The 21,675-nt window shown below is 58.0% G+C and carries 21 protein-coding genes; 6 read left to right on the top strand and 15 right to left on the bottom strand.

All coding sequences use genetic code 11. The features are described from left to right. Window positions 1-39 precede the first annotated feature (39 nt). Window positions 40-987, top strand: coding sequence for a helix-turn-helix domain-containing protein (locus K5Y30_RS18925; RefSeq protein WP_222212826.1), 948 nt, complete (start codon window positions 40-42; stop codon window positions 985-987). Here K5Y30_RS18925 and K5Y30_RS18920 read toward each other — a convergent pair. The 7 genes from K5Y30_RS18920 to K5Y30_RS18890 all read right to left on the bottom strand — a co-directional run bounded on the left by K5Y30_RS18920 (window position 976) and on the right by K5Y30_RS18890 (window position 7,817). Then, complete coding sequence (locus tag K5Y30_RS18920) at window positions 976-1,554, bottom strand: ANTAR domain-containing response regulator (protein ID WP_101761709.1); 579 nt, start codon at window positions 1,552-1,554, stop codon at window positions 976-978. The two genes, K5Y30_RS18925 and K5Y30_RS18920, sit on opposite strands and share 12 nt — an antisense overlap. Window positions 1,555-1,709: 155 nt before the next feature. Then, the gene (locus K5Y30_RS18915) at window positions 1,710-2,414 is read right to left on the bottom strand and encodes an ABC transporter ATP-binding protein (RefSeq protein WP_222212824.1); all 705 of its coding nucleotides are present in this window, start codon (window positions 2,412-2,414) and stop codon (window positions 1,710-1,712) included. Beyond that, window positions 2,407-3,138, bottom strand: a complete 732-nt coding sequence (locus K5Y30_RS18910; protein ID WP_137387268.1) for an ATP-binding cassette domain-containing protein — start codon at window positions 3,136-3,138, stop codon at window positions 2,407-2,409. The genes K5Y30_RS18915 and K5Y30_RS18910 overlap by 8 nt, the downstream gene beginning before the upstream one ends. Further along, the gene (locus K5Y30_RS18905) at window positions 3,135-4,163 is read right to left on the bottom strand and encodes a branched-chain amino acid ABC transporter permease (RefSeq protein WP_222212822.1); all 1,029 of its coding nucleotides are present in this window, start codon (window positions 4,161-4,163) and stop codon (window positions 3,135-3,137) included. The genes K5Y30_RS18910 and K5Y30_RS18905 overlap by 4 nt, the downstream gene beginning before the upstream one ends. Beyond that, a complete protein-coding gene (locus tag K5Y30_RS18900) occupies window positions 4,163-5,032 on the bottom strand; it encodes a branched-chain amino acid ABC transporter permease (protein WP_222212821.1) in 870 nt (289 codons plus the stop codon). Before K5Y30_RS18900 ends, K5Y30_RS18905 begins: the two co-directional genes overlap by 1 nt. An 11-nt stretch (window positions 5,033-5,043) precedes the next feature. Continuing rightward, a complete protein-coding gene (locus K5Y30_RS18895) occupies window positions 5,044-6,285 on the bottom strand; it encodes an ABC transporter substrate-binding protein (RefSeq protein ID WP_222212820.1) in 1,242 nt (413 codons plus the stop codon). A 326-nt stretch (window positions 6,286-6,611) separates the two neighbouring features. Further along, window positions 6,612-7,817 (bottom strand): lactonase family protein, encoded by a 1,206-nt coding sequence (locus tag K5Y30_RS18890; protein ID WP_255606721.1) that lies wholly within the window; start codon window positions 7,815-7,817, stop codon window positions 6,612-6,614. 295 nt (window positions 7,818-8,112) lie between these two features. On the opposite strand from K5Y30_RS18890, the gene K5Y30_RS18885 reads away from it, so the two are divergent. Beyond that, a complete protein-coding gene (locus K5Y30_RS18885) occupies window positions 8,113-8,751 on the top strand; it encodes a LysE family translocator (protein ID WP_110866758.1) in 639 nt (212 codons plus the stop codon). 36 nt (window positions 8,752-8,787) lie between these two features. Here K5Y30_RS18885 and K5Y30_RS18880 read toward each other — a convergent pair whose 3' ends face one another. The 4 genes from K5Y30_RS18880 to K5Y30_RS18865 all read right to left on the bottom strand — a co-directional run bounded on the left by K5Y30_RS18880 (window position 8,788) and on the right by K5Y30_RS18865 (window position 14,087). After that, entirely contained in the window at window positions 8,788-9,588 is an 801-nt protein-coding gene (locus K5Y30_RS18880; protein ID WP_222212819.1) for an inositol monophosphatase family protein, read from the bottom strand. Between the two features lie 14 nt (window positions 9,589-9,602). After that, entirely contained in the window at window positions 9,603-10,664 is a 1,062-nt protein-coding gene (locus K5Y30_RS18875) for an ABC transporter ATP-binding protein (RefSeq protein ID WP_008109395.1), read from the bottom strand. After that, entirely contained in the window at window positions 10,661-12,883 is a 2,223-nt protein-coding gene (locus K5Y30_RS18870) for an iron ABC transporter permease (protein ID WP_222212818.1), read from the bottom strand. The genes K5Y30_RS18875 and K5Y30_RS18870 overlap by 4 nt, the downstream gene beginning before the upstream one ends. A 175-nt stretch (window positions 12,884-13,058) precedes the next feature. Then, complete coding sequence (locus K5Y30_RS18865) at window positions 13,059-14,087, bottom strand: ABC transporter substrate-binding protein (protein ID WP_101761718.1); 1,029 nt, start codon at window positions 14,085-14,087, stop codon at window positions 13,059-13,061. Between the two features lie 217 nt (window positions 14,088-14,304). Here K5Y30_RS18865 and K5Y30_RS18860 point away from each other — a divergent pair, with 217 nt between their 5' ends. Continuing rightward, window positions 14,305-15,339, top strand: coding sequence for a LacI family DNA-binding transcriptional regulator (locus tag K5Y30_RS18860; protein WP_176973102.1), 1,035 nt, complete (start codon window positions 14,305-14,307; stop codon window positions 15,337-15,339). Here K5Y30_RS18860 and K5Y30_RS18855 read toward each other — a convergent pair. Continuing rightward, window positions 15,297-16,232 carry a LysR family transcriptional regulator gene (locus K5Y30_RS18855; protein ID WP_222212817.1) on the bottom strand — a complete coding sequence of 312 codons (936 nt, stop codon included), beginning with the start codon at window positions 16,230-16,232 and terminating at the stop codon, window positions 15,297-15,299. The two genes, K5Y30_RS18860 and K5Y30_RS18855, sit on opposite strands and share 43 nt — an antisense overlap. A 132-nt stretch (window positions 16,233-16,364) precedes the next feature. Between K5Y30_RS18855 and K5Y30_RS18850 the strand changes: the two genes are divergently transcribed. Continuing rightward, a complete protein-coding gene (locus K5Y30_RS18850; RefSeq protein ID WP_222212816.1) occupies window positions 16,365-17,045 on the top strand; it encodes an SDR family NAD(P)-dependent oxidoreductase in 681 nt (226 codons plus the stop codon). A gap of 134 nt (window positions 17,046-17,179) precedes the next feature. Here the strand turns inward: K5Y30_RS18850 and K5Y30_RS18845 are convergent, their stop codons facing one another. After that, window positions 17,180-18,109: a LysR family transcriptional regulator gene (locus tag K5Y30_RS18845; protein ID WP_222183604.1), complete on the bottom strand. Its 930-nt coding sequence runs from the start codon at window positions 18,107-18,109 to the stop codon at window positions 17,180-17,182. 82 nt (window positions 18,110-18,191) lie between these two features. Between K5Y30_RS18845 and K5Y30_RS18840 the strand changes: the two genes are divergently transcribed. Both K5Y30_RS18840 and K5Y30_RS18835 read left to right on the top strand, forming a co-directional pair. Further along, the gene (locus K5Y30_RS18840) at window positions 18,192-19,013 is read left to right on the top strand and encodes an MBL fold metallo-hydrolase (RefSeq protein ID WP_222212815.1); all 822 of its coding nucleotides are present in this window, start codon (window positions 18,192-18,194) and stop codon (window positions 19,011-19,013) included. A gap of 4 nt (window positions 19,014-19,017) precedes the next feature. Then, window positions 19,018-20,346: an amidase gene (locus K5Y30_RS18835; RefSeq protein WP_222183609.1), complete on the top strand. Its 1,329-nt coding sequence runs from the start codon at window positions 19,018-19,020 to the stop codon at window positions 20,344-20,346. A 13-nt stretch (window positions 20,347-20,359) separates the two neighbouring features. On the opposite strand, the gene K5Y30_RS18830 is transcribed toward K5Y30_RS18835, so the two are convergent. Together K5Y30_RS18830 and K5Y30_RS18825 are read right to left on the bottom strand one after the other, a co-directional pair. Beyond that, window positions 20,360-20,767, bottom strand: a complete 408-nt coding sequence (locus tag K5Y30_RS18830; RefSeq protein ID WP_222183611.1) for a DUF2000 family protein — start codon at window positions 20,765-20,767, stop codon at window positions 20,360-20,362. Window positions 20,768-20,801: 34 nt separating this feature from the next. Continuing rightward, on the bottom strand, window positions 20,802-21,659 hold the full coding sequence (locus K5Y30_RS18825) for an AraC family transcriptional regulator (RefSeq protein ID WP_222183613.1): 858 nt from the start codon (window positions 21,657-21,659) through the stop codon (window positions 20,802-20,804). Window positions 21,660-21,675: the final 16 nt, after the last annotated feature.

Genomic DNA, 21,675 nt, shown 5'->3' with positions numbered 1-21,675 from the left:
GACTTCCGCCCTTTTTCGCCATGTTTAGGGGATGCTGATATGAAAGAGCTTTTCACCACCGACGATCTCGATAACCGTCATCGCTTCGATGCCTGGCGTGATGCGGTGTGCTCGCGTCTGATCAACGCCCAAGCGCGACAGATGCATTCAGGCACTTTTTCCGGCAGCTTTGCCTATTCGATGCTCGGTCACATGGATATTGCCAATCACGTATCGCATACCGCGCTGATGTGGCAACGCACGCCGGAGTGCATCCGCCGCCATCCTAATCACGATTTCTATCTGGGCTACGTTTGCGCCGGCAGCGGCACGCTGCGGCAGAATGGCCATCAATCACGCGTCAGCGCGGGCGACGTGGTGATTTACGATGCCGCGACGCCGTTTGATTTTGCCATGGAGAAGGTGGCGATCAATATCGTGCATCTGCCACGTCACATCATGGAGAAGGAAGCGCCAGCTACTGCCAAACTGGCGGGCAAAACGCTGGATCTCACGCGCCCCGGCATGGCATCGCTCAAGTTGCTGCTGCAGGAAGCGTTCGTGTTTAATCCCGACCGCGAGAACCCGTTTCTGGCTGAGCAGTTTGCCAACACGCTGCTGAATATGATTTCGGTGAGCGTCAATTTGCAGCACAGCGAAGAGGCGCTGAAGCCGGATCTCTACTCACGCGTGGTGAGTTTTCTGCGTCACAACCTGCAGGAGCCCGAGCTATCGGTGGCGCAGATCGCCAATGTGCATCACGTCTCGCCGCGCACCATCAGCCGGGTGTTTGCCGCGCACGGCACCACGCCGATGAACTTCCTCTGGCAGGAGCGTTTGCAGGCGTGTCATCGCATTCTCGCCGAAGGCAAAGCGCGCAATATCACCCAGGTAGCGTTGGATCACGGCTTTAGCGATATGTCGCACTTCAGCCTGGCGTTCCGCAAAACCTTTGGTTATACGCCCAGCAGCCTGTTACGGCAGCCGGACGCGCCGCTACTTTTGTAGCGTGGTGATCACGCGCTCGGCGGTGTATTCCATGCTGCTGCGCGTGTTCATCGCTTCACTGCGCATCAAGCGGTACGCCCCCGATTCATCCAGCCCGAAGGTTTGCATCAGCACGCTTTTGGCCTGCGCCAGTCGCTCACTCCGCGCTTGACGCGCCTGCTGTACCGCACGCAACCGCTGCTGGTGACGCACGGTTTTTAGCGTGCCAATCATTTGCACAATCAAGGCAAACGGATTGAGTTCACGCGCAGCTATGGCATTCGGCTGGAGTTGCAGCAGTAGCGGAAACAGCCGTGCGTTGTGGCTATCCGCCAGCGCGATGATGGGAATATCCCTTTCGCGCGCGCTGATAAACAGCGGGGTTAACAGTGGCTGCTGATGCATATCGATCGCCACCAGCAGCAGCTGCGTATCCGTGGAGAGTGAGGCGGCAGGCGGCCAGCTGTGCTGCGCGTGACAGCCCAGCTGCGTCAGCGAGGCGCAAAACGCGCGCACGCTCTGTGAATCAGGATGGAAAATATGCAGCCGGACACCAGAAAGCGTTGCCAGTAATGATTGTTCAGTCATGGTTCACCCTATGCGCATCCCGAATGAGGAAAGCTCACAGTAAGCGAGCGGATGGGTTGACGCTTTGCTGATGCTGCCGGGTGCTGTGTCAGGGCGGACAAGGATGAGGAACGGTTTTGTAGGGTGCGCATTCATGCGCACCTTTTAAATGATGCTCAAACATGAAACCCCAAAAACTGCTCCGCCACGCTGGCGCTCGACTGGGTTTTCGGATCGATCTTCTGCACAATCTGCCCCTTTTCAATCACATGAATCTGGTCAGAGAGCGCGTAAAGAAACTCGATATCCTGCTCCACCAGAATGATCGAAATATCCATCTCATGGCGCAGCCGCCGCAACGTCTCGATAATCTCCTCGCAGATATTCGGTTGAATCCCTTCCGTTGGCTCATCCAGCAGCACCAGCTGCGGCTGGCCGCACAGGCATCGCGCCAACGCCAGCAACTGCTGCTCGCCGCCCGATAGCGCACCGCCCGGCTGCGCCAGCAGGCGTTTCAGGCGCGGAAAATACGCCAGCATCTGCTCGATAATCTCTACGGCGCGGGAGAAGTGTTTCACGCAGCCCATGCGCAGATTCTCCTCCACCGTCAACTGCGGGAAAATCTGTCGCCCTTGCGGCACAAAACCAATGCCCGCCAACGCCCGCTGGTGCGCCTGATAACGGGTAATATCGATGCCGTTCAGGGCGATTTGGCCTTGCCAGGCCGGCAGTTCACCCATAATGGTGCGCAGCAGCGTGGTTTTGCCCATGCCGTTGCGGCCCAGCACGCCGGTAAACGACTTAGCACCGACAAACAGCTCGGATAAGTTCAGCACCGGAATCTTGTTGTAACCCGAGACCATCTCTTTAATTTCAAGCATGTTTAATCTCCAGATTGCCGAGATACGCCTCTTTCACCCGCGGATTTTGCGTCACCTCGCGGAAGCTGCCTTCCGCCAGCACCGCGCCCTGGTTAAACACCGTCACCTGCTGCGCAATCATGCTGATGAACTCCATGTCATGTTCCACCACCACCACCGTGCTCTGCTGATTAATCGCCTTGATCAGCTGCGCGGTTTTGCGCACTTCCTGATGCGTCATACCCGCCGCCGGTTCATCCAGCAGCACCAGCTGCGGTTTGGAGATCAGAATCATCCCCAGCTCCACCCACTGCCGCTGACCATGCGCCAGTTCCGAGAGCACCGCATGTTGCAGATCGACCAGACCGATATCCTCCAGCACCTGTTCTATCGCCGCCGGCAGCGCCGCTTTCGCCAGCTTATTCGCCGCCGCCTGCCACAGATTTTCCCGCACGCTTAAGCCTTCGAACACGCTCGGCACCTGAGTTTTAATGCCAATCCCCAAACGCGCGATTTCCCATGGCCGTTTGCCGGAGATCACCTGTTCGCGATAGCGGCACTCGCCGCGCGTCGGCGTGACCTGGCCGCTCAGCATCTTGAAGAAAGTGCTTTTGCCTGCGCCGTTAGGGCCGATCAGGCAGCGCAACTCACCTTCACGTAGGGTGAAATCCACCTCTTTCACCGCATGCACGCCGCCAAAACTGACGCCCATTTTGCGGGTTTCCAGTAACACGTTGGCCGTCATGGTTTCACCTCACTGACCTGCGCGCGGCTGGCGGGCGCGGCGGGACGCTTGCGCCGCCGCAGGCGCTGCAACGTTGGCAGAATGCCGCCTGGAATCAGCAACACAAATACCGCCAGAATCACGCCCAGCACTAAATTGACATCCACGGTTTGCTGCGCGCCCAGCCGCGTCACCATCCACTGTAACAGCACGCAGCTGATCACCGGACCCAGTAGCGTGCCGCGTCCACCGACAATCACCCAGATGATGATCTGCGCCGACTGGCTGATGCTGAACACGCCGGGACTGACAAAGGCGCCCCAGTTGACGTACAAACAGCCCGCCAGTCCGGCAATGGCCGCGCCGATGGCGAAGGTTGCCAATTTATGCGCCGGCACGTTGTAGCCGAGCAATCCGGCGCGCTGCTCGTTCTCACGAATCGCTACCACGGTTTTGCCAAAACGGCTCAGCAGCACGAACTTCAGCAAGGCGTAGCACAGCGCCAGACATCCGGCGGTGACCATAAAGATCGCCTCGGGCGATAAAATCGCCTCCGGCTGGAACGGCAGGTTAAGCGTCGGCACCGAAGGAATGCCGTTAAAGCCGCCCAGCAACGCCTCGCCGATGTGGTATTCGCTGCCGGAGGTGGAGTTGACCCAGTTAAACAGCACCAGACTCACCGCCAGCGTGATGGCGCCGAGATAGACATCGCTGACGCCGCCATAAAAAATCACATAGCCGAGCAACAGCGAGAACGACGTTGGCAGCAGCACCGCCATCACCACCGCCCAGGTCGAATCGCCCCAGTTGATAGCGCAAATCGCATAGGTGTAGGCCCCTAAACCGAAAAACGCCGCCTGACCAAAGCACAGGATGCCGCCGTAGCCCCAGATGAACGCCAGGCTGAGCGACAACAAACCCATCACCAGAAACACCGTCAGCGACAGCAAGGTGTAGAGCTCAATCGCGCCTGACAGCCACAGCGCCACCAGCACCATCGCCAGTGAGGTGATGACAATCTGGATCTTTTCCGAGAACAGTTTCATTACAGCGATCTCCTGAAGAAGCGTCCGGTGATGCCCTGCGGCAGCAAGCGCAGCAGCACAATGGCGCTCAGCAATAGCGCGACGGCACCAAACACCGGCGTGGAGAAGTACGTCACCAGCTGCGAGATGGTGCCGAACAGCGTCGAGGCGGAGAGCGTTCCGGCGATGATGGCGCTACCACCGCCAATCACCGTGATAAAGGCTTTGGCGATAAAGCTGACACCAATGGCCGGGATCACGCCGGTAATCGGCGCTAACAGCGCGCCGCCTAAACCCGACAGCGCTGCGCCCAGGCCAAACGTCAGGCTGTAGATTTTGCCCGGATTGCTGCCGAGCGCCGCCGCCATGCGCGCATTCTGCATGGTGGCGCGCGCGCACAAACCTAAAGTGGTGAAGCGCAGCAGCAACCACAGCGCGCCGAGCAAGGCGATCGCAAACACAATCATGAATAGCGAATAACCGCTGGTGCTGTAGCTGCCGATGCTGACGCTGGGCAGCGGTGAACTGATGCCCAGCGTGGTGTTGCCGAACAGCATGGTGGCGGCACCAATCAGTGCCAGACTCAGCCCCCATGTCGCCAGCATGGTATCGATCATCCGCCCGTACAGATGACGGATAATCACGCGCTCGATTACCGCGCCAAACACCCCCACAGTGAGCGGCGCAATCACCAGCATCGAGATCCAGATCGGCACGCCCCACTGATTGGTGGCGAGAATGGCGCTGTAGCCGCCCAGCATCATGAATTCGCCGTGCGCCATATTGACGATTTTCATCATGCCGAACACCACCGCCAGCCCGACGCTCATGATCACCAGCACGGCGATGGCATTAAGCACTTCAATGGCGTAGATAATGAACAGATCCATAGCGGCTCCTGTCACAGCTCAATTTGATACTGTTTGGTATCGCGCGGGTTTTTCTTCAGATCGCACACCATCGCGGTATCCACCGGCGCTTGATCGGTGAAGGTTTGCAGAATTTTCATCTGATGGTTTTCCACTTCGGCGATATGCACATCCAGCGAACAGTGATGCGTCGCCGGATCCACACTCAGCTTGCCGCTCGGCGAGGTCAGCGTGACGCCGGACTCCAGCGCCTCGATCACCTTCATGCGATCGATATCGCCCGCTTTGCGCACCCCTTCCGCCCAGATCAACATGCCCTGATAAGCGCCCATCGCCAGGTCGCTGATGTACGGCGTATTGGTGCCGTAGCGCGCATGGAATCGCTCAACGAAAGCTTTGTTTTCCGGTGAGGGGATTTCCTGCATATAGTTGGCGGCCACCAGGATGCCGTTGCTCTCTTCCGGTGACAGAATGATATGTTCGTTGCCGCCGCCAAATACCGTGGAAGCAATCGGGATCTTGCCGCTCATACCGGCGGCATGCCACTGGCGATAGAAGGAGATGTGCGCGCCACCGACCAGCGCTGACCACACCATGTCGGGTTTGGCGCTCTGGATTTTGGAGATCGCCGCACCAAAATCGGTGACATCCAGCGGGAAGAATTCAACCGTCACCACTTCGCCGCCGTTATCGTGCACCGACTTTTTCACCCACGCCGAGACGATTTGGCCGTAGTTATAATCCGCCGCCAGCACGTAGACTTTTTTGCCCCACTTCTTCACCGCGTAAGGCACCAGTTTTTCCACGGTTTGCGCCGGCGTCGAACCGGAAGAGAAGTAATTGCGATCGCACACGCCGCCTTCATATTGCGCCGGATAAAAATAGAGCGAGCGAAAACGATCCAGCACCGGACGAATAACTTCACGCGAGGCCGAGGTAATGCCGCCGTGCACCACCGCCACTTTATCTTTCAGCGCCGCCTGCTGCGCATATTGTGCATAAAGCTGCATATTGGATTGCGCATCGTAATTAATCACCTGCAACGGGCGACCTAATAAACCACCGGCTGCGTTGATCTCCTCCGCTGCCAAATTAATAGCGTTCGACATCGGCTTACCGTAGATATCGAGCCCGCCGGATAAGTCGAGAATACTGGCGATTTTGATGGCGTCTTTGCTGTCGGCAGCGAAAGAGAATTGAGGCGCAACGCCTGCAGCCAAGCCTAATGCCGAAACGGCTGAACCCTGGATAAATGAACGACGACTAATAGCCATAGCAACCTCTTGAAAAGAGAAGGATCAAACAGGAGTGTTTCCGGGAGACCGGAAAGAATAAACGCGAGCTACAGACGGCGCTGTCTGCATTGACAAGAGGGTTGCCACATCGTTGGGGCGTTATTTTTTATAAAGCAAGAAGTGGGCCAAATAAATTAAACAGCGCACATTCACGTAGCGGCGCGATTAATCGCGCAATAAATTGCGCCGCTACGACAACGTGCGCACTGTTAAATGGCAATGGGCACCAATTAAGTGCGCGGTCGCCATAAATGGCGACCCTACAAAACCGACAATGTCGCCATTTATGGCGACCTCAATAAAACTCAATTAAAAAACTTAATATCCGTCGGCGTGGCAATCTTCGCCACTTCACCCGCTGCTTTCAACGTGCCGCTTTCTGCATCGAAATGGAACAGAGTGATGTTATTGGTGAACACGTTTGCCACATAAAGGTATTTGCCGCTGGCATCAAAGGCGAAAGCGCGCGGTTCAATGCCATCCGCTTTATAGCGCACCGGCGATCCCAGTGAACCATCCTGCTCAATGCGGAACACCACTAAGCTGTTATCCGATCCACGATTAGCGGCAATCACAAATTTGCCGTTCGGGCTGAGGATAATGCCGCCGCCGCTGCGATACTCGGCGCTGCTGTTTTCCGTATTCAGTTTGACGCTGGATTGCTGCTGCAGACGATCGTCCTTAACCGCAAACACCACCACTTCACCGGCCATTTCGGTTATGACATAGGCGTGTTTACCATCCGGTGAAAACACCATGTGGCGCGGGCCAGAACCGGCCGGGAAGGCGACATCGCGTGAAGTATCCGCTTGCAGCGGCTGAGCGTTGCCCGCGTGATAGGCATAAGCGTGCAGTTTGTCGCCGCCGAGATCTGCAGCGTAAAGGTATTTGCCATCATGAGTGAAGGTGGTGGAGTGCGCATGTCCGCTATCCTGACGATCTTTCACCGCCCCGCTGCCGCTGGCGAACGGGAAATTCTGTACCTGCTCGCCGAGCGAACCGTCGTGATGAATCGGGAATACCGCCACGCTGGCACCGCCTTTAGCCACCGAGTAGTTGGCGACAAACAGGAATTTCCCGTCCGGGCTAATGGTGGCATGCGTCGGCTGCTGGCCGTGGCTATCCACCGCGTTAATCACGCGCACTTCGCCGCCGTGATCAATCGCCAGCGCAGTCACAGCACCGGCGTTTTCTTCGTTAGTGGTGTAGGCAAAACGTCCATCGTGCGATTTCACAATCCACGATGGGCTTTTCATTTTGATGAAATCAAGCGGCGTCAGCGTGCCGTCGCTATTGACCTTCAAACGGTACAAACCTTCGCTGGGATGACCTGGATTTTGCACTAACGGCGCATCCGGGATGCTGGTCCATGTGCCCACTAAAGCCGTTTGGTTGTGATGTTCCGCTGCAGTTGCCATTGCACTTCCCGCTAATGTGAAAACAGCCAGCGATAATGCCACGCTTAGACGTGACGCCATACCGCCAGACACCGTTTTATTGTGATTTTTCATTGTGGTACCCACCATAATCGGAATGTTCTTTATAAAAATCGTTCGCAGAGTTGGATTTTTTATTGTGATTGCGGCCAATGCTGCAGGCCGCATAACGACTATAGTGGGATTGCTTTGATTCGCGGCGAACAGGCGTGATCGTGTTCACATTATCGTGGATTTATCCGCCGCTAGAGCACGATTACCTCCAAACGTGGCAGCCGGAATAGCATAAATGCGTAATTCTTATTATTACTGCGTTTTCCTGCATGCTTTAATACAGCCCTATTAACATGCCAGGGATGCTGACGTTGCTATGCTGCAGTTTTCAAATGGTTTTCTGCTGAGTTTATCGTTATGCCTTGATATCGGTCTCGCCAATATCGCCATGATCACGCTGGCGATGCAGCGCGGCTATTTTCACGGTTTCTGGTTGGGGATTGGCACCTGCATTGGTGACTTAATCTATGCGGTGCTGGCGCTGGCGGGCATGGCGATTGTGTTGCAGTTCACCGCCGTGCGCTGGGCATTGTGGATTGGCGGCGGTGTGATGCTGCTGTGGTTTGCCGGGAAAATGCTGTATGCGGCCTTGCAAAAGCAGGCTGCACTGCCGGAAACCGAACAACAGCCCTATCGATCGCTGCTGCGCGAGTTCAGTCGTGGCGTGATGCTGGCGATGTCATCGCCGACCGCGATTTTGTGGTTTGCCAGCGTCGGCGGTGCGTTGATTTCCCGCATGGGACACGGCAGCGCGGCGGCAACCTCATCGTTTCTTGGCGGCTTCTTTATCGCGGGCGTAGTGTGGACCTGCGTGCTGTGCCTGGTGGGGAGCATGGGCGGCAAGCTGCTGGGGCAGCGTTTGTTGAAGTATTCCTATCTTGCTTCGGCGTTGATTTTTGTTTATTTCGCCATCTATGTGATTTGGTCGGGTTACCGGGAATTTATTCTGGTTTGATAGAAGGTCGCCATTAAATGGCGACCGCAACCAACATCACAACCCGGCAATCCGCTTCAAATCCGCTTCCGCGCCTGGCGCAACCGCCAATACCTGTGCGCCTTTCAACAATCGTTCACCTTCGGTATTGAACGGGTGATACCAGCCGCCCGCTTCCTTCACCAGGCAATAACCGGCCAGGCAATCCCACGCATGCATATACGGTTCGTAATAACCGACCACGCGCCCAGCCGCGACCCACGCCAGCATCAATGCGCCGGACCCAATGCGGATAAAATTCCCCCCCGCCGCCAGCAGCGAGGCGAGAATTATCCCTACTTCATCCGGGCTGACGTGGCTGTTGGCACCAAAACCGGTGACGTGGTTTTGCAGCGTGCGCGATGCATCCACCTGCAAGCGCTTGCCGTTGAGCGTGGCACCCTGACCCATCGCCGCCACGTAGCACTCCTGATAAGTGGGCGCGAAAATCACGCCAATCACCGGCACGCCGTCATGCAGCACCGCCACGGACACGCACCAGTTCGGCATGCCGTTAAGGAACGGGCTGGTGCCGTCGATCGGATCGACCACCCACGTATAACCCGATGAACCTTCCTGCAATCCGTACTCTTCGCCGAGGAAACCGTCGTCGGCAAACTGCGCGCGAATCTGCTGGTCGATCATCTGCTCCACTTCGCGGTCAGCGCGCGACACCACATCCTGCAAATCGTATTTGGTCTCGACCACCAAAGTTTCACGCTGATGGAAATACTCCAGCGCCTTCGCGCCGCCCGCGCGTGCCACCTTCTCCGCCAGAATCAGGCGCGATAACAGCGGGTCATTGTCTAATTCACTCATCATCCATCCTCAAATTAACCGGCAATCAGGGCCAAACCCTGAGGTTTAAAATCAATCGCGACGTTCGATGCCAGCGGCAACTGCTGCTCCATCTCGGCATCGACAATAAACAACGAACCCAGTTCGGTGGCGACTTCATATTCGATATGGTCGCCGAGCCACGTGCTGTGCGTCACTTCGCCGCGCAGTGCACCTGCGCCTTCTCCGCGCAGGGTGATGAATTGCGGTCGCACCGACAGCTGTGCTGCGCCGGTTTTCAGGCCGTTGCCGCGCACGCGATAGCGCTGGCTGCCGAGTCGCACCAGCGCTTCGCTGCCATCAAGCTGCTCCACTTCGCACGGTAGAATGTTAGCTTCGCCCATAAAGTCGGCGATAAACACCGAGTTCGGCGCGTGATAGAGGCTTTCCGGCGCGCCCTGCTGGGCAATATCCCCCTCTTTCATGACAATAATCTTATCGGAGACCGCCAGCGCCTCTTCCTGATCGTGCGTGACGTACACCGCGGTGAAGCCGAGCCGCTGTTGCAGATCGCGGATATCGGTGCGCACCCGGCGTCGCAAACGCTCATCAAGATTCGAGAGCGGTTCATCCAGCAGCAGCACCTGCGGCTCCAGCACCAGCGCGCGCGCCACCGCAATGCGCTGTTGCTGCCCGCCAGAAAGCTCCGATGGCAATCGCTGGCCCTGATGTTCGAGGCCCACCAGCTTCAACCCTTCGCGCGCACGGTCCTGCGCTTCACGCTTATTCATACCTGACGACTGCAAGCCATACATGATGTTGTCGAGCGCGCTCATGTGCGGGAACAGCGCGTAAGACTGAAACACCATCGCCACATCGCGCTCATTGGCGGGCAAGTTGGTGACATCTTTGCCGCCAATCAAAATGCGTCCGGCGGTGGGATGCTCCAGCCCGGCCAGCAGGCGCAGCGTGGTGGTTTTGCCGCAGCCGGATGGACCCAGCAGCGTTACCAGCGTGCCGGGCTCCACCGTCAGCGAGAGATCGGGAATGGCATCAAAACCGGCAAAGCGTTTTGAGACGTGTTCAAACACCACAGATCCAGCGGTTACGCGTGTCATACGGCTCTCTCCTGGGTTAATGAGGTTGTTGCGGGCGGCACCGCAATATCGACCGGACGGGCCACGCGGCGCAAACGCCGTTCGCCCACCAGCCACTGGAACATGCCGATGATCAGCAGCATCACCACAATCAAGACGGTTGAGTAAGCAATCGCCACACCGTATTCGCCGTTTTCCACCAGCCCGACGATGTAAGAGGTTGCCATGTTGTATTGCGCGCTCACGAGGAAGATCACCGCACTGATTGAGGTAATGGCACGCACGAAGGCGTAGACCAGCGCGGCGCTGATGGCGGGTTTCAGCAGCGGCAGTACCACTTTGCGCAGCGTGCGGAAGCTGTTAGCCCCGAGCGTTAATGAAGCTTCATCCAGACTTTTATCCAGCTGGCTCATCGCCGCGATGCCGCCGCGCACGCCGACCGGCATGTTGCGGAACACAAAGCAGGCTACCAGGATCATCGCGGTACCGGTGATCTCCAGCGGCGGCAGGTTATAGGCCATCACATAACTCACGCCGATCACCGTGCCGGGAATGGCGAAGCTCAGCATCAGCAGGAACTCGAAGGTCTGACGACCGGCAAACTTCTGCCGCACAATCAGCCATGCGGTGAGCAGGCCGACCATCGCCGTCAGCGGCGCGGCAATCAGCGCGATCTCCAGCGTGGTCCAGAACGAGTTCCACGCCACGCCGCTCCACAGCAGATGCCCGTCGCTGAAGCTGACGCCGAAGGCGCGCACGTAATGCTCGATGGTCAGCGCATCATTCAATCCCCACGACTGCACAAAGCCGCCGACCACAATCATGCCGTAGATCACCAGCGTGAACAGGCCCCACGGAATCACCATGCCGTACACGCCAAAGCGCAGCACGCGCGGCAGCTGCACATGTTTGCCGCCGTCGCCTTTGCCGGTGACGGTGGCGAAGTTTTTACCGCCGAGCCACCAGCGCTGCAGCACAAAGGCCGTCAGCGTGAAGCACAGCAGAATCATCGCCAGCACCGCCGCACGACTTGGATCGTTCTGCGCGCCAACTACCGAGAAGAAGATCTCAGTGGAGAGCACGCCGTGACTGCCGCCCAGCACCATCGGATTACCAAAGTCGGCCATGCTTTCGATAAAGCTAATCAGGAAAGCGTTGGCCAAACCCGGCGCCATCAGCGGCAGCGAGACGCGCGTGAAGGTGCGCCAGCGATTGGCGCGCAGCGTTTGTGATGCCTCTTCCAGCGACGGACTGACGCCTTCCACCACGCCAATCAGCACCAGAAACGCAATCGGCGTAAACGACAGCACCTGCGCAATCCAGATGCCGGTTAAGCCATATAGCCAGCGGCCCGGCTCGATGCCAAACAGCGCCGCCAGATGTTCCGTCACCACGCCGGAGCGACCAAACAGCAGGATCAGTGCCAGACCAATGACAAATGGCGGCGTGATGATCGGCAGAATGGTCAGCATGCGCAGCGCTTTCTTAAAGGGCAGCGGCGTGCGCGTAGCGGCTAAGGCAAACGCCAAACCGAGCAGCGTTGATCCGGCGGCAGTCATCAGCGCCAGCCACAACGTGCGCCATGCGGTGCCGCAGGTGCCGCCCGACAAGCAGGACAAGCTCCAGATCGACGGATCCTGAATGTTGCTGATTAAGCCATCCGGTTTGAAGCTGCCGTCTACGTCCTGCACCGACACCACAAACATGCTCAGCACCGGATAGAGCACAAAGATGCTTACCAGCGCGGTGAGCAGCACCAGCGACGCCACCACAAAGGCGTCGCCTTTCATCACGCCGCGTTCGGCCAGCGCAAAGGAGAACAGCAGCAGGAAAGTGGTCAGTAACAGCAGCGCACCTGCGCCCATCGCCGGCTGGCCCGATGCGAGTGCGCCGAAGCGGTTTTCCAGCCACAGCCAGCTCCAGCCGCTGTAGCCAATGGCGTGACCTTCGATGATGAGGAACAGCACGCCAAGTGCGCTGAACAGCAGCAGCAAACGGCTGCGCGCCGCGCCCGGCAGGAGGCCGCAGCAAGCGCACAGCACAAACAGCGCGATGGCGATGATGAGCCACGGATGTTCGCCCACTTGCCACAACGCAGGCGCGTTGGCGCTATCGCTCCACAGGCTGGTTAACCAGCCGCGGCTGAAGAAACCGGCTTCCAGGCTGAACCACGGCAGCAGCAGTAACGCCACTGCGCCGATGAGCAGCGCGCCTGTCAGACGACGATTATTTGCATTCATCACATACCTCGAATTCGGGTTTTTGTGCGGTGCTTAACCAGGTCGCCATGAATGGCGACCCTACGGAGTTGGGTACGGTGATTGACCCGGTCGCCATGAATGGCGACCCTACGTGGATTCATCGGGTTTTGTAGGGTCGTCATTTATGACGACCGCCCCACAAACCGCACCGATTTCACTGCGCGCTGGCACCGATCTCTTTATCCCAACGTCCCAGTAACGCTTTACGTTTGGCCGAATCGCCGTAGGTCTTGAAGTCGTAATCGATCAATTTGATGTTCTCAAAGCGCGGCGCGTACTCCGAAATCTCCGCGTTACGGTTCGACGGCAGCTGGAAGGATTTGGCCTCTTTCATATGCGATTGCGCTTCAGCGCTGAGCGCCCAGTCGTACCAGACTTTAGCGTTAGCGAGGTTGCGCGCCCCTTTCACAATCGACATCGAGCCAATCTCATAGCCGGTACCTTCGCACGGCGCGACGGTCTTGATCGGGAAACCGTCCACTTCCATCGCTACCGCATCATGCATAAACACGATGCCGACGGTGGTTTCGCCACGCGCCGCCGATTTCACCGGCGCGGAGCCCGATTTGGTGTATTGCGAAATATTGGCGTTTAGCTTTTTCAGGTAATCAAAGGCCTGATCTTCACCCATGATCTGCACCAGCGTCGCCAGCGTGTTGTAAGCCGTACCCGACGAGTTCGGGTTGGCGATCTGGATTTCCCCTTTGAAGCTTGGGTCCAGCAGATCGGCCCAGCATTTCGGCTCTTTCAGTTTTTTCGACGCCAGTAATTTGGTGTTGTAACCCCAACCGAGCGCGCCGGCGTAGATGCCCACCGTGCGGTAATGAGAGTTTTCCGCCTGCTTCTGCGCCCAATCCTGCTGCTGATCGAGCAGCGGCGATTTGTACGGCTGCGTCAGCCCCTCTTCCGCCGCCTGCATATGCGGATCGCCGGTGCCGGCCCACCAGATATCAGTGCGCGGATTGCGTGCTTCGCTGCGCAGACGTGCATAAGCTTCGCCCGCCGAGAGGCGCACCATGCTGACTTTGATATCCGGATGTGCCTTGCTGAAGATGTTGGTCATGTGCTCGCACACCACCACATCGGCGGAGCAGACCATGTTCAGATTGCCCGCCGCCGAAGCGGCAAAAGGTATGGCAGTGCAACAGAGGGATAGCGCGATGGCCATTGAGGTGACTCGCATAGTGTTCTCCTGGATTGTAGGGTTGGTGCTTCATTGGCACCTTTTTTTGCACGTGTGTGCAAAGTAGTAATGAACAAGAAATGTCCTGTCAAACACCACGCTGCGCAATTGTTAGGCGATGTCACAAAAATGCAACAAATGAGATCTTAAGCAGTTTGCACAGCTTTGCAATCTGAGGCAGACTCAGTTGCAGCCAGATTGTGAAGAGGTGTTGAGCATGCAGCATGAGAAAGCGGTGGTGAGCGCGCAGGATGTCGCTGAACGCGCGGGCGTATCGCGCTCAGCGGTGTCGCGCGCCTTTACGCCGGGCGCCAGCGTGTCACCGGCAACGCGAGAACGGGTGATGAAGGCGGCGGAAGAGTTGGGGTATCACGTCAATCATCTGGCGCGCGGTCTGGTGCGCAATCGCAGCAGCATTGTCTGCCTGATCGTGTCGGAAATCGCCACGCCCTATCGCGCCAGTCTGGTACGCTGGCTGACGCAGTTTTTGCAGGAAGCAGGCAAAGTGGCGATGCTGATCAACACCGACCGCTCGGATAACAGCGTTTCGGCGGCGCTGCAGCAGGCGATTAATTTCCGCGCCGATGCCTCAATCATTCTCTCCGGCATGCCGGATCGCACCATCACGCGCCAGTGTTACAAGCACGGTCAGCGCATCATTTTGATCAACCGCGATGAAGCGCTGCCGGGCTCGCTTAGCATCAATCTCGATGCTGAAAGCGCCGCACAAACGGCGGTGATGGCGTTTCAGCGTGCCGGTTGTCAGCATCTGGCGTTTGCCAATTCGCTGGCGGGCACGCCGAGCCTGAAAAAGCGCGAAGACACCTTTGTCCTGGCGGCTGAACGTGCGGGTTTAAGCGTGACCATCGAACGTTTTGGTACCACTTCGTACGAGAGCGGACAGATTCTGGCGCACCGCTTGCTGACGCGTCATCAGCGGCCCGACGGTGTGTTTTGCGTCACCGATTTGGTGGCCTGCGGCTTTATGGATGAAGCGCGCCATCGCTTTGCCCTGCGCGTGCCGGAAGATCTCTGTTTGATCGGTTACGACAACATCGCGCAGGCCGGTTGGTCATCCTACAATCTCACCACATTTTCCCAGCCGGTTGAGCAGTTCGCGCAGGATGCGGTGAAGTGGTTGATACAAACCGAGCAGGAGGAAACCGGCTTCACGCCGCAAGGTGAACAGCAGCACGACAGCCTGCTGTATCAGGCCGATGTGGTGTGGCGCGGGTCGGTGCGCGGCGGCTGACAAACACTTTTTACCACGCCGCGCAGCCAACGGTGCGCCGCGTCATTTTCCAGTCTCGGATGCCACAGCTGTGACACGGTCATTTCTGGCGTGGCGAACGGCAGTTCAAACATCGCTAAGCGGGTGCTGTTTTTGATCAACGGATGATGCAGAAACAGCGAACGCGGCACTAACGCGACGAGATCCGATTCCTGCGCCAGCGCCACCGCGCTGGTGAATGCCGCTACCACCGCCGCCACTTTGCGGGTTAATCCAGCCTGCTGCAGCGCATCATGAATCGGCCCGCCAAGCTCACCGCGCCGTGACGCCACGATATGACCAAAGGCGGCGAACTGGGTGATATCCAGCTGCTGCGTGAGCGGATGTCCGGCGCGCACCACGCCAACGAAGCTATCGCGGAACAGCGCCTGCAGGCGAATCTCCGGGCCCATATTGCCCAGCACGCCAATCTCCAGATCGATGTTGCCTTCACGCAAATCGCGCGCGCTTTTCTCCGGCTTGGGCACAAAACTCAGCCACGCGTGCGGTGCCTGGTGCGCCACGGCAGCGATGAGCGCGCTGCCAAAGGCTTCGACGAATCCTTCATTGGTGCGCAGGGTGAAGCAGCGATCTAACTGATGCAGATCCAGCGACTGCGCCGTCGGGCTTAACACCGCACGCGCCTCGCGTACCGTGTGATGCGTGCGCTCGCGGATCGCTTCGGCGTAAGGTGTCAGCACCATGTTGCGTCCGGCGCGCACTAACAGCGCATCGCCGGTGGTGGCGCGTAAGCGTCCCAGCGTGCGGCTCATCGCCGATTCGCTTAAGCCCAAGCGACGCGCAGCGCCAATCACGCTGCCTTCAATCAGCAGCGCATCCAAAGCAATTAACAGATTCAAATCGGCATCATTCATACGCTTTATCCTCGCCCATTGAGCACTTTGAGACAAGGCGTCTTGCGCAGGTTAATACTGCGAGTGCTGCGCGTTCCGCCTGCCCTCGCCCGGCGCTACACTCTTCTTATCGCAAACACCGTGGAGAACAACATGAAGATATTACTGATTGGCGCATCGCGTGGCCTGGGTTTGGCACTGGCGGAAACCATGCTGCAGCGCGGTTATCAGGTGGTCGCCACCGGACGTGAAAACTCGACAGGGAATTTACAACAACTGGCCGATCGCTTCCCCGCACAGTTGACGGTGGAGAGCGTGGATATCAATGAACCGGAACAGGTCGCAGCGCTGCATACGCGGCTGGCGGATTGGCAGTTCGATATGTTGTTCGTCAACGCGGGGGTGAAAAATGATGACCGAGAAACCATCGCCGATGTTTCCACCGAAGAGTTCACCCGCGTGATGGTGACTAACGCGCTAAGCCCGTTGCGGGTGATTGAAACCTTTAAAGATCGTGTTACGCCCAGCGGCACTATTGCGGTGATGTCATCTGGCCAGGGCAGTTTGACCAACAACACCAACGGTAATTACGAGGTGTATCGCGGCAGCAAAGCGGCGCTAAATATGTTTATGCGCAGCTTCGCCGCACGTAGCGGCGGCGAGCGCACGTTATTGTTGATGGCACCCGGCTGGGTGCGCACCGATATGGGCGGCCCGGAAGCGCGTTTGACCATTGAGGAGAGCATTCCGAACTTGCTGAACACCATGGAAAGCTATGCTGGGCGACGCGGAATTCATTATCTGGATTATTTAGGTCGTGTGGTGCCGTGGTAAATGAGCAGGTCGCCATACTGGTTCATAAATGGCGACCCTACAAATTCACGCCGCCCTGTAGTGGGTCGTCATTCATGGCGATCCCATGAAATTCCCACCGACCTGTCGTAGGGTCGCCATTCATGGCGACCTTATCAAAGCGGCTTACTGTTTATTAATCCGCGCAGCATCTCCCGCAGCCAGCGGTTGGCTTCATCTTCGCTGCGCGCGTTGTGCCACAGCAGCGACACTTCATAATCCGGCATGCTCACCGGCACGGGCGCGGCGCTAAGATCATACAGCTCGCACCAGGATGGCACTAAACCCTGCGGCACCGTAGCGAACAGCGGTAGACGCTTAAGCAGCATCGGCAACGCGGAAAAGTTCGGCGTCACATAGCGCACGCGCCGCGCCACACCTTGCTGTTGCAGCTGCCGATCCAGCGCGCTTTCGCTCACACCGCGATACGACACCAGCGCATGCTCGTAGCTCACGAACTGCTGCAACGTCAGCGGCGCGTCGAGTTCAATTTGCTGCCGATGCCAAACCGTGCGAAAACCGGCGCGCAGGATCTTTTCGCGCGTGAGGTCGCGGCTGGTTTCATTGCCAACCGTTATCACCACATCGGCCTGCTGCTGCTCCATCAGCGGAATCGCCTGCCACGGATCGGTGGCGATCACTTTCACATCACTATTCGGCGCCACACGCGCCAGTTCTGCCAGCAGATCCGGCATCAGCCAATGCTCCAGCCAGTCGCTCATGCCAATCCGAAAACTGTAGCTATCTTCTGCCGCGTTAAACGGCTGCTGCGTGAAGATCACGCGATGCAGATTCTGCATCAGCGGCGCGAACTGCTGCACCAGCTGTTCGGCGCGCGGCGTTGGCGTCATACCGTTTGAGGCGCGCACAAACAGCGGATCGTCAAACATCTCGCGCAGCCGTTTTAACGCCGCGCTTACCGCCGGTTGTCCGAGATAGAGCCGATTTGCCGCCTGCGTGACGCTGCGCACCTCGTACATCACCAGCAACACCACCAGCAAATTCAGGTCGATGCGCGAGAAATCATTTTCGTTGATGCTTTGCATGATTCTAATCGATTTAAATAATGATCGTGCCGCCATTATAGTGAGGCATCTTCGCAGCAACCAAAAAATTTAGGAGCACCTCATGACGATTCGCGTCGGCGATTGCCTGATTACCAAAGTGAGCGAACAAACCGCCGTCTTCCCAATCGGCGTGCTGTTTACGCCGCATCGCGCGGAAATGAGTGATGAATTAGCCAATCAACCTGCTGAAATGTCGATTCACAGCTGGGTAATACGTACCGGCGAACACACCATCATTATCGATACCGCCACCGGCAACGGGCGTAACCGCGACAACAAACCGCTGTTTCACCAGCTGAATACGCCGTATGCCGCAAACCTCGCGCAGGCGGGGGTTGATCCGGCAAAAGTGACGCTGGTGCTGATGACGCATATTCATACCGATCACGTTGGCTGGAATACGCATCAGCGTGATGGCGAATGGCTGCCGATGTTCCCGAATGCGCGCTATATCTGCTCGGCGCGGGAACTGACGCACTGCCAGCAGAATCCGGCGGCGCAGGAGCTCTATCGCGACAGCATTCTGCCGCTGATAGCAAGCGGACAGCTTGAGACTATCACCGTGCAGGATTCACCTTTGTTTGCTGGCGTGCTGCGCTATCTCTCTACGCCCGGTCACAGCGTTGATCATGCCTCGATCGTGTTGGAAAGCGCCGGTGAATCGGCCATCTTTGCCGGCGACGTGATGCATAATGCTATCCAGTTTCAGTACCCGCACTGGAACTCACTGTTTTGCGAGAATAAAGCGCTGGCGGTCACTTCACGGCAACGGGTGGTGGACTGGTGCGCACAACATCAGGCAATCTGGTTCAGCACCCACTTTAATGGCAGCGCGTGCGGACGCGTCACGCGCGACGGGCAATGGATTCCGCTGGAGGTTTAACCTGATGCAATACGCTGATTATCTCACCGCTTCGATTGACGATTTACAGCAGGCGCTGACCCAGCACAGGGTGAGCGCGCGCCAGTTAGCCACCTTCGCGCTGCAGCGCATTGCCGAGGTGGATCAACCGCGCTACAACGCCATCACCTGGCTGTTTGCCGAACAAGCCTTAGCGGCAGCGGACATCAGCGATGCGCGTCGTCAGCGCGGCGAGGTTGCGGGACCGCTGGAAGGGATTCCGGTGCTGATTAAAGACAATATCGAAGTGCAGGGCTGGCCAACCAGCGCCGGTTCGGTGCTGCTGCGTGAGGTTATCGCCAGCGACGATGCGCCGCTGGTTACCCGACTGAAAAAGGCAGGTGCGATTCTGATCGGCAAAACCGCCATGCACGAGCTGGCGGCAGGCATCACCGGCGCGTCGTCGTTAAGCGGATTTACCCACAATGCGTGGGTTGAAGGCCGCTCGCCGGGCGGATCGAGCAGCGGTTCCGCCGTGGCGGTCGCAGCCGGTTACGTGCCGCTGGCGATCGGCAGCGATACCGCCGGATCGGTGCGCATTCCGGCAGCGTTTAACCATCTTTTTGGCCTGCGCATGACGCGCGGTGCAATCAGCACCGACGGCATTGTGCCGCTGTCGCCAACTCAGGATATTCCCGGCCCGCTGGCGCGGTCGGCGGCGGATTTACGTTTAGCGTCTGAAATTCTTAGCGGACAACAGTTTGCGGAGAGCGATGAGCCGCTGCGCATCGGCATCTGGCTGGAAGGGTTTGCAGCCGATGAAGGCGAGATTAATCAGGCGGTGCGCGCGGCGCTGGCGGATTTCGCGCCGCGTGAGGTGAGTTATCCGCAGCTGGAGACGTTGGCCGCCGACGCCAATATCATCGGCTACGAATTTGCCGCTGCGCTGGCGGCGTATCTGGCGGATAAATCGCAGGCGCAGGTCCGCACGCTGGCGGAAGTGGTGGCGTCCGGGCGCTATCATCCTCAGCTGGAAACGGTGTTTACCACGCGGGCCCAGCATCCGGGCGTTGAGAGTGAAGGTTACCGGCGGGTGCAGCAGCGTCAGCGCGATCTGTATTTGCAGCTGGCAGAGTTTTTCGCCGCGCAGCAGATCAATCTGCTGGCTTATCCGGTAGTGCGCCGTGCGCCGGTTAAGCACGGCGAGATGCAGGAAGGCAGCAACGCGCTGATTTCAGCGGTGACCGGCGCGCCGGCGATCAGCATTCCGGCAGGATTCAGCGCCGAAGGTTTGCCGATTGGGCTGGAGTTGCTGGCGCTGCGTGGGCGGGAAGATTTGTTGCTGAGTGTGGCGGATAAATTCAGGTGCGCATAAATGCGCACCCTTCTTACCCGTGCAACGCCAATCCCTTAATCGCCTTATCCACCGCTTTCTTCGGCCCGCGTAGCCCAATGCCGACCAGATTTAAATTATCGGCATCCTCCGCCCTAAACACTTCGCGGTTCGCCGCGTCGTGGCCGGTAGAGAACATCGCTTCCACGTAAGGAATAATGGTTAACTCGCGCTCCATTCCCTGACGGTGCGCACGCTGTAAACCGGCTAAATCTCCGGCAAACACCAGCATCGGCTGGCCCGCCATGTTGCCGTACTGTCGCGCTTTGGCATCAACATAGGGTTCACCCATCATCTCGGGGGCGGCGGACGCCACGCCGGTAGCGAGGAACGCCACCACATTCAGGCGCTGCCAGGTGGCTAAATCATCACGTACGATCAGGGCGATTTTGGTATCAAACATCTGCAACAACTCTCCAATGACAACGAAAACCTCATCATCTAAGAGCAGGCGGGGAAGCGTATAGAACGTTTGTGCACTGACGTTGATAAGCGGCGGGCGTCATGCGATAGGCGCGCTGAAACCAGCGGCCCAGATGGCTTTGATCGGCAAATCCAACCTGCGCCGCCACCTGCACCGGCTCAATGCCCTGCGCCAGCAACGTGCGCGCGCTGCGCAAACGCAAACGCACCAGATAGGCATGCGGCGATTGGCCGAACGCCTGTTTGAACTGGCGCGTCAGGCGGAATCGATCAATGCCGGAAAGGCGCGACAGCTCATCCAGACCAATATCCTGCGCCATAAAATCGTGCAGATAGTCGCGCAGCAGCTGCATCTGACGCATCGCTTCGCTGTGCTGCAGGCTGGGTTTGGTATCCAGATGGCGTGACAGCAGGGTGAGCAAATGATCGAGGCTTTGATCGCGCGCCAACCGCCCTTCGCCCTGATGTACGGCAAACCAGGCTTGCTGAATGGCGCTGGCTAACAGCGGATCGTCAGTCAACGTGTGGCGGAAAGCGCCTTCGATATTCGACACATCGCCCAAGCCGCGACGCTGCATCATTTCCGCCACCCAGCTTTGCGGCAGATAGAGCATCACGTAGGTGAATCCCTCTGCGTCCGGCGCATGTCCGTCGTGTACCGCGCCCGGTTCAATCAAAATCGCCCGGCCCGGCGTGCTGGTGTGCAGCGAACGATGGCAGTTGAAACGTTGTAAACCTTGCTGTGTCACGCCCACCAGCAGCTCGTCGTGATCGTGCGGATCGTAAGCGTGCCCGCGAAAATGCGCGTTGACGCTTTCAATTCCGGTCTCATCGTCACGACGAAAATCAACCCAATCATTATTGGCTGGCATAGGCAATCTCTGGCAA

Source organism: Pantoea sp. DY-5, assembly GCF_019795955.1.
Taxonomy (GTDB): Bacteria; Pseudomonadota; Gammaproteobacteria; order Enterobacterales; family Enterobacteriaceae; genus Pantoea; species Pantoea leporis.
Note: the sequence above shows the minus strand (reverse complement) of the source record. Positions and strands in the feature narration are given on the sequence as shown.